Below are 13,280 nucleotides of genomic sequence, written 5' to 3' on the forward strand. Positions count from 1 at the left end.
AAATGAAACGACTCAATAAAGTCAGTGTTGCGGTACTTTTCGCACTCAGTACATCTCCCATTTATGCAGAGAGTTCCCTGTTAGACAACATTCAATTCAATAAATCCGACTCTGTTTTATCCGATCAAATTTACTATCAAATCGGCGGCGGTTCAGGCTATATGACACCACCGACACGAGCAAAATCCCTAAAAGCCATTGAATTTGGGATCGGCTGGAAAGCCAATTTAATGTGCGGTAATTTTGACATTAAAACCACCGTAAAAAACCAATTAAATGGCATCACGGAGGGATTTAAGGATTTAATGGGAAACGTGATGGAGTCGGCAAAAGGGGCGGTAGCCAGTCTTCCTGCGATGGTTATTCAGCGTGCCAATCCGCAGCTTTATGACATTCTGACTAATGGCGTTTATCAAGGACGGCTTGATTTTAATCGTCTAAAAACCAGTTGTGAAGCGATGTCCAAGCAACTTGCTGACTATACCCTAAATGGGCGTTGGGCAAAATCGGCGGATTTGGAAAATTATAAAGACATTGTGGCCACCGAACCCGATGCACAAAAAGCACAGAAAAAATCAGAAGACAATAAAGGGAAAAATGGCAAGGAATGGATTGGAGGCCAAAAACATGGAGGCGAAAATCAAAAACAAATCAAATTGATTGAAGATGTCTCTAAAGCAGGTTACAACCTCTTACATAACCGCAATGCCTTAGATGAAAGTCCACTTACAGGACAATCTTGTACAGGGGCGACTTGCCAAACCTTTGACTCACCACAAAAACTCTCTGATTTTTTAACCCGAACCATTGGTGAACAATCCATCTCGACCTGTACTGAAGATTGTGGTCCGAAAACCAGCTCAAAAGCGGGTGTTGGGCTGGCGCCTGCGATTGAAGAAGAAAATGTGCAAACCGTAGAGAAACTTGAACAAGTGCTGAATATGGATACACCAAGTAAAGAAATGCTAGCTGAACTGAGTTCCAATACCATTCCTGTTACACGGGGACTCATTGAAGCCTTACGCGAAGATCCCGACGTGGAAGTGCTTAGCCAACGTTTGAGTGCCGAAATCGCGACAGCCAAAGTGATGGAAAAAATGTTGCTAGCACGTCGAGCAATACTCGCAGGAATGCGAGAGCCTTATGTTGCCGCTGATAAGAATGCACAAGAAGAGTTGGAAAAAACCTTAAATAAAATTGACTTAGAAATTTCTCAAGTCAAACTTGAAATGGATATGCAAAAAATGATCACCAGTAACACCGCATCTGTTGTGATCCAAAACAAACTCAACCGCGAAGCCAATGTTGGCAATCATGGAGAGGGCTATGACAACGTGGATAAACGTGTCAATGACTTAGCTTACGGCACGCCAAATGCAGAAGATCATATGGAAGCAGGCGATATTGCCTTACCTCGCCGAAATATTGCCCTAGATGTTCCGATTGTGAACAACGTTGTGCCTTATAGACCGCCTTATAACGCAAGCGGAAACTATTCTGGCAATTATAAACCGATTGCCCCCATCAATGGTTCCTCTCTTGATCAAGCGACAAATCTATTGAGAAAGTTTGAAGGATTTATTGGTACAGCAAAATGGGATATGAATGCACAGCGTTTAGGCTACGGCTCAGATACCATTACCAAAGCGGATGGTACGGTGATCAAAGTACAAGCTGGAATGACCGTAACCAGAGAAGATGCGGAGCGAGATTTAGCCCGAAGAACGAAAGAATTTGCAAATATTGCAAGAAGAAACGTTTCTGCCGAGACTTGGGATAAATTACCCCCAAATGCACAAGCTGTTTTAACCTCAATGGCTTACAATTATGGTTCTCTGAGTAAATTGGAGTCTGTGGTAAAAGCAGCAAACGTCTCAGCTAATACAGGTGATATGACTGCATTAGCCAATGCAATCAGAAGACGACAAGTTGATAACGGCGGAATGAATGCTCGACGTCGGAATCAAGAGGCTGATTATATCCTGAATAAAACAAGCTAAAAAATAGTCGCATTTTTAATCATTCATTGATACATTATTTATGTCTCAAATAACAGGAGCTTCTTATGCGTAAATCTCTTTTTTTAAGCATTATTTTAACCGCACTTTTTTCTACTAATGCCCTTGCTGCAAATAATAGCAGTATTATTTTTTCTTGCACGGCAACAGATGGTAAACCCATTATGGTGAAAAAAGTTGGCAGTGATTATGAATACACTTATGGTCAATTTAGTTTTAAAAATCCAATCAAACAAGTCATCGCCAATGAAAACTCTGAAATTTCAGTAGGTTCAGGGTTTATTACGAATGTAATGGAACTTAAAAATAACGGGATTTCTTACCGTGTTGGCTTTCTTCAAGGTAGAGGAACTAATACAATTGATAACCCTAGCGTTGACATTTACAAGAATGGGCAATATGACGACTCTATCGAATGTAATGTAAAAAAAGCGATTAAACAAAACTTCGCTTCAACACAGATTCGGCGAACTGGTCTTTAAAAGTAGAACTTAGAAAATAACAACACTAAATAATAAAGCACATAATTAATTTTGTCTAAATTATGTGCTTTTTACTTTACAATACATTACATATCGCATAGTATATACAAAAATCATATACAAGCAGGAAATTAGCATGAGTATAGTAACCGCAACTATTTTTATGAACAATAAAAGTCAGGCAATTAGAATCCCTAAAACTGCAGAATTGCCCGAAAAAATAAAAAATGTAAATATTATTGTTCAGGGCAATACTCGTATTATCACTCCAATCAATACAGTTTGGGATAGTTGGTTCAATGATGTGCATACCGTATCAGATGATTTTATGCTTGATAGAGAGCAACCACAGATGCAAGAAAGGGAATCGTTCTAATGCTAAAATATATGCTAGATACTAATATAGCCATTTTTACGATAAAAAATAAACCTGTGCATATGTTACCTCTATTTAATGAGAATCAGGCTATGATTTGTATGAGTTCAATTGCCCTAATGGAACTCATTTATGGTGCAGAAAAGAGTGCTAAAGTAGCTCATAATTTATCTATTATTGAGTCTTTTTGCTCAAGATTGACTATTCTAAATTATGATGAAAGGGCGGCATACCATAGTGGGCAAATAAGAGCAGAATTAGCTAAGCAAGGGCAACCTATAGGTCCATACGATGCTATGATTGCAGGTCATGCAAGAAGTTTAGGCTTAACTATTGTAACAAATAATATTAAAGAGTTTTCAAAAGTAGAAGGGTTAAAAGTTGTTGATTGGAGTAAAGGAATATAAAAATTACAAAATTTTTGTATACCACAAATAAATTAATATCTAACACTTATAACCTATCAACTCAACCGCTTATTAATCAAGCAAGGAGGAAGAAATGGTTTTCTTGGAAAAAAAATTAGTTTTATTAGTTATCGCAACCTTTTTATTCATACCCCTTTCAACTTTTGCAGCAGTAAAAAAATTTAATTATGACAATATATTGATTGAATCATTGCGTTTAAATAATATCACAGATTTTAAACCGCTTGCTGAAGAGTGGCTGCTATATAGTGATAAACAAACTTACCATAAGTATAAGAATGATGAGTTTGAATTCCAAGATAAAGTGGAAGAAGCTGGGAAAAAACTGAAAACCTTAGTAGAAAAAGCACCGCCCTCCCCTGAGTTTACGATTTTAGTTGATACTCAATTTGGAGAGTATGATTTTGAAAAAAATCAGTTTACTTATCAACCGTTAATGAATGGTCATTTATATATAGATGGGAAGCTAATTACTCAATATACCAAAACCTTACCAAGACGAATCAATCTCTATGTATCTAACCCAGAAGTAATTGACGGTATTCAAATGCCTAAAGCAGAAGCTAAAAAGTTTATACAACACAGAAAAGACCAATTTGGTAATATCAATAGAAACGTAGTATTATCTGTAAACATTCAGTTTAATTCTGCCGATGGGCTAGACAATTTAACAGGAACGGTTCTCAGTTATACTCTTAAAGATAAAGATAATAAAATTATTTATTCAAAAAAATTAATGGATAACGCCCAATAACAGGAGGCAAAAATGAAAATGACAGGTTTTACAAAATTCGTTGATAAGACAGAAAATGCGATTAACAAATTTAAGCATTGGCAGGTGGCGAAATGGGTGAAAGTTATGATTGTACTCGGTATTTTCAGCCTGTTTTTCGGTTTATTTTATATAACCTATCACTTATTTGCATTGATCCTCTGTTTTGCACTCTTAGTTGCATTTCAATATCTTCCAAAAGAAGTAAAAGATATTATTCATAAAATATTATCGGTGAATAATGATGATGACGATAACGGTTATAGAAGCGGTCATTCAGGATATGGATATTACTCAAACGGTAGCCGAATAGACTAAACAAAAATAGCAAAGCCCTAACTTAACAGCTTTGCTATTTTTTTATTAGTAATTTACTTTAATTTGGAGCCCCCAGGTAATAGTTTTGGTCCATTAGAACCACTTTTTTGGACTTGTTCAGAACCTTTATGAAAGCTATCTGCTAATCGTCCTAAATTGACCCCAGCCCAAGACATTGCCGTAACCCAAACACCAGGCAGAACCAAAAACATTACCCCCAAAACAAAGCTCATAATCACGTCATCACGGCTATTTTGGAGAAACGCCCAACCTATTTCTGATTGATGACCAGGGGAATTATACAAAATGCTAATCAGAAACGAATCCAACCAACGTGCCAATTCCCACCAAAATGACACGGTCACTAAAGCAAATTGTACAAATATTAGCGTTACAATCGCTTTTAAGGAATAGCCACTGAATATGATGACTATCGGCATCAAAATAATCACTGCCATAATCAGCAAGGCTTGGATCATAGGCAACGCATTACGCATTGCATCAAAACCTGGGTAAGCGGCAAGGCTACCCGCAGTAATCCCCAATGCAGACACCACTGAAGAAACGTTATTGGTTAGCGTAGAATCTAAACTACCACCGTACCCTTCATAGGTTTTCCCTCTTGAGATATTAATATTTTCAGGGCGTAATAAAGTGCGAAGTAACGCCTCATCTTGAATATTCGCATCAGTAAACAGCTCGCCTAATTTCACCGATAAATTTTGTCGCATATCCGAAAGTAGCATATCTTTTAACCCTACTTGGCTATCTGCCCACCATTCATCGCAATGAGGAAAACCGCCCTCACCCGTATTGGGTAATCCCTGATCACGGTTAGGTTCATAAGCCCAACGTTGCATCGGTTGCATCGCTCGATAACGAGGGTAAAGTTCACTATTGTTCACTAAAATTTTCCCCCCAAGCCAGCTTACTTCTCGGGCTTGTGCGGCATTCATTGCCACTTGGCTATCCAACACTTTGCGTCGAGCAGGCAAATAACATTGTTGCACAAATTGACGGACTTCGGTCAGCAGTGCGGGGTTGTTAATTTTTTCGTGTTGCACCTCAAAGCGAATTTGACGTAAGTCAGGTTTACAAGGAATGGTTGAAACCGCCCCATGCAAAATCCCCTTATTAATGGCGTGTACTAATCCCCACAACAAGGGTACTTTGGCTTGTTTATCGGCGAACTCACTCACCATACTGGCATAACCTGTTTTTTCAGGTGCTAACGGCACTTTATAGCCACAATGCTTCGATTGCTCCACATTGTAAGCCATATTATTCAGCGAAATCGGCAACATCGGGGCAAGGGTAATCACAATCACCAGCATTGCAGGAAAAAATTGTATGCCTAGCCAATCAATCAGTAATTCGCCTTTGTTCCCTTCATCTGCCCCTTGCTTTTTCACCTCTAACCACGTTTTAATCAGTACGCCAATTAAAGGCGCAATAAATAAACCTGTACTGGCAAGCAATCCAAATAAACCATTGTTGATTATCCAACCCAATAACGTGAGAAAATATTCAAGATAGCTATCCACATTAAACGTCATCTTATTCTCCCATTTATAATCGATACAGAAAATTCAGCCCTTCAACGGTGAAGAATACCGCTATCACTAATCCCCAAAGTTTAACGGAGAATGGACGAACACGATAAATGCGATACATTAATCCTATCACCACGACATACAAGAAAAATCGCCAAGCTATCCACCCATTGGCGGTTTTCTGCAACCATTGATTTAGATTCAGTCCTGGCATATAGGTAACCAATACCACGCCAAGCAAAAGCACACTAAAAAAGAGCAATACGCCGATTAAAAGTGCGGTCAATATTTTGCGTGTTTTTGAACGGGTTTTCATTGTGCGTCTCCTCCAAATAGTCCAGTCGGAATCGTTGGAGGAACAGCAAGCCTTTCGCTCAAGGCATAGGCAAACCAAAAGGCGTCAACATCATCGGCAATAGTGATAGAGAGACGCGTAGCCGTGTTATCATTGATAAATTGATAATACCCAACAATATTGAGCAACAGATAAGTTACCCCTTTCTCCCCCATAATTTTGATATGCCAAGCACGCCGTTTAAAAACACGATGAGGATACAAAATATACTGGTGTACTTTACCTACTCTGCCAATAATAAGCTCACTGAGCATAGATAAATCATTTAAAATTGGGTCAATATTAAACGATCGAATAATTGGGTCAGCTTGAAATAAGAGACCCGTATAAGATGACTTAATGCTTGTATTCGACATTCTCAATTCCTCTTGCTTTATCAATCTGTGTCGCCATAATTAGCGCTGCATCTAGTTCACTGCATTGATGTTCTGCCATAATGGCGCGTCGTTGCGCTTTTTCGTGTTTTTCAGTCATTCCTAAAGCGAGATAAATACTCGGTGGCACAACACGGAAAAGGGCTTCCATATTCGTTGCCAGCACCACGCCTTCGGTATATTTTTTATCGGCTTTTTTCGCTGACAATAACATCAGTTTTTGAGCCTCCGACAATCGACGAAAACGGTTTACTTCTTCGATTTCATCATTGGTGAGATTCAGCAACTCCCACCATTCAATCATACTAAGCAATTTCGCGGCCTCTTTCGGAAAATCTTCCATATTTTGTGTGGCCAGCCACAACCAAATGCCTAGTTTTCGCCACATTTTTGACCCTTTTACCAAAAACTTGGCGAGCAAGGGATTAACGGTGATAATATGGGATTCATCGGTAATATTAACGATAGGACGAAAACTATGTTGATATTTTTCCCCAAGACTGTTGATATGGTTGATCAAGGAAATGTAAGCTATGGCAAGTTCTGCTTCATAGCCTTCTCGCGCAAACATCGCTAAGTCCACAATCGTAATATCAGCCTCTGGCCAAATCTCCCCTTCACGGTTAAAAAACTTCCCATTGATTCCCGTACAAAACATATCCATTGCCTCAGCCATTTCAGCCAATCTTGCACGGCGTTCTTCTCGGGTATCGGGGTGTTGACTCAACGCCTCTAACGCATCTCTTACATCACCCGCGAGGGTTTGTCTCCCCTCGGCATAGGTTTTTTCTGCGGCCATCATAATGGCGCGACGAATTTGGGCACGGTCGGCACGACTCATTTTGTCATCTTCTTTCATTTCACCGCCCGTGATCATTAAGCGCGTAGTCAATTCCATTTCAGCTAATAAATCACGTTGCTCACTGCCTTCTTCGTCCTCCTCTTCCTCATCAATAACTGCCTCAACATCGACGTTCATTTCGAGGAGTTTATGCGCTTCGGAAAAAAGCGGTAAGGCAATATCACTGCTCGGCTCAAGAGAGATACGGTTGACCGTTAAACCATAACGTTGGGCGTAATCGGCAAATAAGCCAAAGGAGTTTCCTGCTTCAACCACAAAGAGACGTGGTCGATGTACCGCCATCAGTTGTGCCATTTGGGCATTCAATGTGGCTGATTTTCCCGACCCTGTTGGTCCTAACAGCAATTTATGGGCATTTTTGGCTCTGTCTTTCGGATTAATGGGGTCAAAATCCAAAGGTGAACCACCGCGATTAAAATAGGTAATGCCAGGGTGTCCAGTGCCTGTTTCACGCCCAAAGACAGGCAACATATTAGCGAGGTGCTGCACAAAATAATACTTGGTATAGTAATGCGTTTTCATATCCAACTGTGGATTGAAATTCATTGGCAACCAACGGAGATAACTGTTCAACGGCGCAATTTCAGCATTTTCTTTGACGGGAACAAGATTGTTACTCAATAAAATGGTTCTAAGCTCACGAGAACGTCGCTTGAGTTCTTTTTCATCTTTACCTCGAAGATAAAAAGCCAGACTGGCTTGATAGAGCTTGTGACCATCTTTGAGGTATTCCATCACGGTTTTAACATCTTGTTTCAGGTAAATTGATTCATAATTTTCGCCTACCGCACGGCTGCTAATTCGTTCAAGATGGGCTTCTAATTTGTCTTGCGGATACACCACAATGGTTGTAACCATAATGGTCGATTCAGGCAACAAGTCGAATAAAGCATTAATATTCTTACCACGTCGTACCTCACCGGTAAAATGCCCAATGGCGGGGGTATTTCTTAGGTTATCTACAACCACCACTTCGTGTGGCAATCCATCAAAATACCAATAGTCATCTTTACTTTCAGGTTGGTTATAAAAGAGATTTTCAGAAAAATCTTGCCCAACAAACGGCAAGTCATCGCTTGTTGGTTGATGCAGTTTGTCATAACAGCTACCATTATCAAGATCAAAAGCCATCGCAGGATTGGGATTAAACCAACGTAGAAGCCATTGATGGATCTGCTCGCCTGTTTGGCGTGTTAAGTGAAGCCCCGCGGTCGTTAATGCACCAACTACTCGCTCACAGGCATTATTTAAACTTTCTACCGCGCTTTGTTCTTCATTTTTCCCCACATAACGATAGATGACCATTCTGGTACGACGAATGCGTCCAGACCAAATGGTGTTAGTAATACGATCATCAACAAATAAGCCCCCAGGTTTGCTAATATCGTTTAAATGCTTTGCCGTATTTTTCAGCCATTCTTGCGTAAACGCAGTTTGCAAAATATCAGGTGCAATATAGTCTTTCAGACTTTCCACATAAGGACGTAAATCTTGTTCATCTTGACAATAAAACTGCACAACGTACGGGTAATTATCTAATTCATCAAAACTGTCTTGCAGTGCGTCTTTAACAAGGCTTCGTACACGACTTAAATAGTCTTCGCCACGCCCTTCCGTACCAATAGGTTTAACATCAAATACCACGCCAACACTGCGAACATCATCTAATAACATCACGCCTTCTTGTTCTAAAAATTCGCCCCACGGCAGATAATCTACAAAAGAGGGCTGTTTGCTATAGAGTCGCTGATGATGTGCTGCTTGGGTTAATTTTCCACTCCGCCTCACGGTATGAGGCACTGAAAACCCAGATGAATGCTCAGAGGAATGCATTTCCTTCTCAACGTTTTTCTCTACGTCCTCGCTTTTTTCTGGACGAGAAGCCACCGTCTTATCAGGAAAAAAGGACGTCAATACGTCTGAAAATACGCCCATTATAACCCCCTTGTTCGTTCACCTGGTTGAGCATACTGTACGCGACTATAAAAGGGGATCACCGTGGAATACCCTGGGATCGGCATTGGCTCACCTGATGCCGATAAATGGGGATACACATACATAATTAAATCAGGATTAGGGAGCTTGGGAAAAAGGTTTTTAATTTCATTTTCTGCTGTGCGGGTATAATCCCGTTGTTCTTTAAACCCGATATAATTGACAGGATCAAGTTGACGGTTATTGTTATCGCGATAAACCTGTAACTGTGCCCCACTGCCCGCTTTATTCCAAATCGACTGCATTGTATCCTCCCCTGTTGGCAATAAGGCTTTCTGTGAGGTTGAGCAGGCGGACAATAAACCAAAGATGATAAGTGCGGTAAAAATTTGTCTTTTTTTCATAGCAAATTCCTTAATTGAAGTCTTAATCAAGCTGAGAGGAGCGAGAAAATTGGGCATATTTCACTTTACGTCCTTTGAGGTCGTAATCAATCTCAATGGCTTTATCAATGTGGATCGCAATAGGATGACCAGGTGGCACATAAATCGCATCAAAATTCTGCCCATAACGCTCTTTAAACCAATTTGCGGTTTCTTGAATGCCTTGCCCAAGAGCTTGGCCCACCACATATTTGCCTTGTTGTCCCGTTACCGCACCGACAACCGTATTGCCATCAACCACCGTTGTAGTTTGAGCTTGCGAGTAACCTTGTGCGGCTGCGCCCGCGGCAGCCAATAAGAAATGCGTGCCTAAATATTCAGGAGCATTAGTTTTCCGCTCACCAGGAATGCAAGGGATACCGTGCGGGTCGGATAACCAGCCAATTTTTTCATCCCCTTTGCCCTGGTTGCCATGGGTAACAATCCGTCCATCACTAAATACAAAGGTCAAACTTTTGACCTTGCCGCGCACGCAAGATAAGGTCCAATCCCCTGTTGTCGTCCCTGACACAATGGCTTGTTCGATGTCTGGCAGTTCAATGCCATTAGCAATTAAATTATCTCGCCCAATAATGGCTTTAAAAGGGTAAGGATCGTTCACCGCATTACCAATTGGGATACGCCCTAACAAGGCGGTCATTGACGTTGATCCCATCAACGTTGAATTTTCAGGGATCGTGTAAACCGCAATTTTACTTTTTTGTTTCCCACTTGATGAATTTGAAGAGGTTGTGCCACGATCATTCTCATCACTGCCTGAAATAAAAGGTAATCCTTTCTTACCCGATGTACTATTGAATGCATTAAGGTTTGGGAAGCCAATTTTAGCGGGGTTACGTTCATCTTCGATTTGATCATCAGGATTAACCCATTCCACGCGCTGTCCGTTTTCCTCTGTCCCTGTTCCCACTTGACCATTTCCGATAGGCAACGCCGTATCCTCCTCAACGCCAATCCCATTGGTTGTATTACCTTGATACGTGGTTGACTCATTAGACGACGTGCGACCTTGTACTAACTGCGACATCTCTTCGCGAAGCATCGCGACCATATTTTGTAGCTCTTGCGTTTTGCTTTGTACCGCCTCATCGACTTGTTGCTGGACATCTTGCTCACGTTTACGCAAGGTTTCATTTTCTTTGAGGATTTTTTCATTTTGCGAGATCACTTTCTCATAACGACGATTACTTTCTTTCGCCGCCCCAATTAACGTGCGAACCGTATCATTTTTGGTATCTCCCTCTAAACCAAGTTGGCGGATTTCTTCAGGCGTGAGATCTTTAAGTGCGGTATCCAACACACTGGGTTTTGTGCTTGAAGGCGATGATGAACCACTAAATAAGAGATAGGACACACCACCGACCATAAGAAAAATAATCGCACCAATGACAATAAACAGTTTATTGGCTTTCATTTTGTGCCTCCTTCACCGTTGCAGAACGGGTTTGCTCAATCACTTTTTTCACCACAATTTTGGTGCGTTTAACTTTTTTCGGTGGTGCGTATTTTTTTGATTCAGGAATGAGAGCTTGATTTGGTCGCCCTTCCGTTACCAAATAAAGGGTTGTGGTATCTTCCGTTGAACCAACGCCCCCCAACCAATGATGTTGAAAGGTCGCCGCATAAAAACGCCCTTGCAGCTCACGCGGGTCGAGGTCAAGGCGTGAGGCGCCTTTATTTTGTAGGCGAATGGCAGTGACCACATAATCACCCAGTTGCCAGCTCATCAGTGGCGTGGCTGTAATAGGATAAGCAGGTAACAAGGTCGTGATTTTTGACGGCAGACCGTGTGCAATCTGGCGAATACCTGGAACGGGCTCAACCGTTCGCAATGGGGCATAAAACATCTGTGCGGCATAACGGGTCAGGGCGGCAGGTACAGGTAATTGAAGAGAGGTAGAAGTTTGCTCTTCTGCCTCTTCATCTTGATTTAGACTGCCTGATTGATTCTCTAATTTTCCCTCATAAAGCAAGCGAACGGTTTCTTGAGGATTGACCACCTTTTCTTTTGCGGTAATATCTAGCAAAATAATTTCATTGGTCAGCATATCTTTGAGCTGCAACCGTGCGGTAGGAAAAGGTGCTAAGGCTTTAAGATACACCGCCCCACCTGTGGATTGTAAACGGATTTTCCCCTCCAAGGCTTTTGGATAACCCACTTTGACGTTTTTATCGACCAAAATGACCCGTTCTTTCTCCACCTGCAAATCAATCGGCAAAGGGAGGCGTTGCCACTTCATTAAGATTTCGGCTTGAGCATTCCACGCAATGACAGCACAACAGAGTGCGGTTAAATTTCGTAAGGTTTTTCGCTTCATTTATTTTTTCTCCTCACTCTCACTTGCCTCTAAACGTAAGGGTATTGAGGCATAACAGTTAAAACCTAACCCCCAAGGATTACGCTGCGAATCAATATCCATTCGCACAATACTGATAGGGAAACGGGTTAAGACACGTTTGACAGGTTCGTCTTTGTAATACTCATCGACACTTAAATCCAAATTCACTGTCCAGCTATCTCGGCTATGGACAATCACGCGATCATCACTAAATCCCCGTCCTGGGATTTCATACACGCCACGCACACGATCTCGCAATTCACTATGACGTTGGCGATCCTCATAATCTTGTTGCAAAAAGGCTTCACATGAAGGCGTCAAAAAAGGCTTTAATGCCTCAATGTTTTTTTCGTAATCTTGTGTCCCATCAAGTGTCCAACGATTAAGCTGCTGAAAGGTTTGATAGGCAAAGGCATACACGGTTGATGTAGGCACTTCCCACCAAGGTCGCTGACTGCCTGCCCTTAAATCAGGGGGGAGTAAGATTTTTAAGGTGCTTGGGAAGGTGTAAATAATAAACATTAAGGCAAAACAAATAATGGTGATGCAAACTATCGCAATTTTGGCGACGGTTAATTGGCGATCTTTATGATTCAGTTCACTTTTCAATCTACTCATCTAGAACAGTCCTCTTGAAGAACGACGAGTGGCCCAAAAGCCGCCCCGCCGAATAAATTTATTGCCGCCTAAAAGCGAATCCATACGTTCTTCAATCAGACGGTTTAAATAGGCTTCTGGCTTGCCCCGCTTTAAACGTGCGAATAGCACTTTACCAATCAGTACAAAAATAATGCACATTAACATCGCAAGAGCAGGCGCAAGAATCCAAGACAGCCCAATCGCCCACAGCGTCAGCCCAAAAAACAACCCCACCGCAAATCCAATCGCAGCGGCAATACCAAATTCAGGCACCGTCATCCCACCGTACACTGTAGCCTCTCGATTAAGCCGGGTGGGTAAAAATTGAATATCCTCTTGAGTTGACATAGCGTATCCTTATCCTGTGAGCAAAGGGGAAATCAAAT

Annotated in this window: 15 protein-coding genes; 6 read left to right on the plus strand and 9 right to left on the minus strand. The window is 41.4% G+C overall.

Annotation, left to right across the window (positions count from 1 at the left end; genetic code table 11):
- Positions 1 to 2: 2 nt before the first annotated feature.
- From L4F91_RS07630 to L4F91_RS07655, 6 genes are all read left to right on the plus strand, one after another.
- Complete coding sequence (locus tag L4F91_RS07630) at positions 3 to 2,000, plus strand: integrating conjugative element protein (RefSeq protein ID WP_395895766.1); 1,998 nt, start codon at positions 3 to 5, stop codon at positions 1,998 to 2,000.
- Between the two features lie 65 nt (positions 2,001 to 2,065).
- On the plus strand, positions 2,066 to 2,500 hold the full coding sequence (locus tag L4F91_RS07635) for a hypothetical protein (protein ID WP_250350097.1): 435 nt from the start codon (positions 2,066 to 2,068) through the stop codon (positions 2,498 to 2,500).
- Between the two features lie 136 nt (positions 2,501 to 2,636).
- Positions 2,637 to 2,876, plus strand: coding sequence for a type II toxin-antitoxin system VapB family antitoxin (gene vapB / locus L4F91_RS07640; RefSeq protein WP_250350096.1), 240 nt, complete (start codon positions 2,637 to 2,639; stop codon positions 2,874 to 2,876).
- Positions 2,876 to 3,283 carry a tRNA(fMet)-specific endonuclease VapC gene (gene vapC, locus L4F91_RS07645; protein ID WP_250350095.1) on the plus strand — a complete coding sequence of 136 codons (408 nt, stop codon included), beginning with the start codon at positions 2,876 to 2,878 and terminating at the stop codon, positions 3,281 to 3,283. The genes vapB and vapC overlap by 1 nt, the downstream gene beginning before the upstream one ends.
- A gap of 94 nt (positions 3,284 to 3,377) precedes the next feature.
- Positions 3,378 to 4,058 (plus strand): DUF4852 domain-containing protein, encoded by a 681-nt coding sequence (locus L4F91_RS07650; protein WP_250350094.1) that lies wholly within the window; start codon positions 3,378 to 3,380, stop codon positions 4,056 to 4,058.
- Positions 4,059 to 4,070: 12 nt separating this feature from the next.
- Positions 4,071 to 4,394 (plus strand): DUF3742 family protein, encoded by a 324-nt coding sequence (locus tag L4F91_RS07655; protein ID WP_250363239.1) that lies wholly within the window; start codon positions 4,071 to 4,073, stop codon positions 4,392 to 4,394.
- 53 nt (positions 4,395 to 4,447) lie between these two features.
- On the opposite strand, the gene L4F91_RS07660 is transcribed toward L4F91_RS07655, so the two are convergent.
- From L4F91_RS07660 to L4F91_RS07700, 9 genes are read right to left on the minus strand one after another with little or no spacing between them, the layout of a single operon-like run.
- A complete protein-coding gene (locus L4F91_RS07660; RefSeq protein WP_395895770.1) occupies positions 4,448 to 5,950 on the minus strand; it encodes a conjugal transfer protein TraG N-terminal domain-containing protein in 1,503 nt (500 codons plus the stop codon).
- Between the two features lie 13 nt (positions 5,951 to 5,963).
- Positions 5,964 to 6,263 (minus strand): hypothetical protein, encoded by a 300-nt coding sequence (locus tag L4F91_RS07665; RefSeq protein ID WP_395895772.1) that lies wholly within the window; start codon positions 6,261 to 6,263, stop codon positions 5,964 to 5,966.
- Complete coding sequence (locus tag L4F91_RS07670) at positions 6,260 to 6,658, minus strand: hypothetical protein (protein WP_395895774.1); 399 nt, start codon at positions 6,656 to 6,658, stop codon at positions 6,260 to 6,262. The genes L4F91_RS07665 and L4F91_RS07670 overlap by 4 nt, the downstream gene beginning before the upstream one ends.
- The gene (locus L4F91_RS07675; protein WP_395895777.1) at positions 6,639 to 9,473 is read right to left on the minus strand and encodes a conjugative transfer ATPase; all 2,835 of its coding nucleotides are present in this window, start codon (positions 9,471 to 9,473) and stop codon (positions 6,639 to 6,641) included. Before L4F91_RS07675 ends, L4F91_RS07670 begins: the two co-directional genes overlap by 20 nt.
- Positions 9,473 to 9,877: a TIGR03751 family conjugal transfer lipoprotein gene (locus L4F91_RS07680; protein ID WP_395895779.1), complete on the minus strand. Its 405-nt coding sequence runs from the start codon at positions 9,875 to 9,877 to the stop codon at positions 9,473 to 9,475. Before L4F91_RS07680 ends, L4F91_RS07675 begins: the two co-directional genes overlap by 1 nt.
- Positions 9,878 to 9,899: 22 nt before the next feature.
- On the minus strand, positions 9,900 to 11,330 hold the full coding sequence (locus tag L4F91_RS07685; protein WP_395895781.1) for a TIGR03752 family integrating conjugative element protein: 1,431 nt from the start codon (positions 11,328 to 11,330) through the stop codon (positions 9,900 to 9,902).
- Positions 11,317 to 12,234, minus strand: a complete 918-nt coding sequence (locus tag L4F91_RS07690; protein WP_395895783.1) for a TIGR03749 family integrating conjugative element protein — start codon at positions 12,232 to 12,234, stop codon at positions 11,317 to 11,319. The genes L4F91_RS07685 and L4F91_RS07690 overlap by 14 nt, the downstream gene beginning before the upstream one ends.
- Positions 12,235 to 12,873, minus strand: coding sequence for a PFL_4703 family integrating conjugative element protein (locus L4F91_RS07695; RefSeq protein ID WP_250349916.1), 639 nt, complete (start codon positions 12,871 to 12,873; stop codon positions 12,235 to 12,237).
- Positions 12,874 to 13,242, minus strand: a complete 369-nt coding sequence (locus L4F91_RS07700; protein ID WP_395895785.1) for a TIGR03750 family conjugal transfer protein — start codon at positions 13,240 to 13,242, stop codon at positions 12,874 to 12,876.
- Between the last annotated feature and the right edge of the window lie 38 nt (positions 13,243 to 13,280).

It is taken from the genome of Avibacterium sp. 20-126, assembly GCF_044358625.1.
Taxonomy (GTDB): Bacteria; Pseudomonadota; Gammaproteobacteria; order Enterobacterales; family Pasteurellaceae; genus Avibacterium.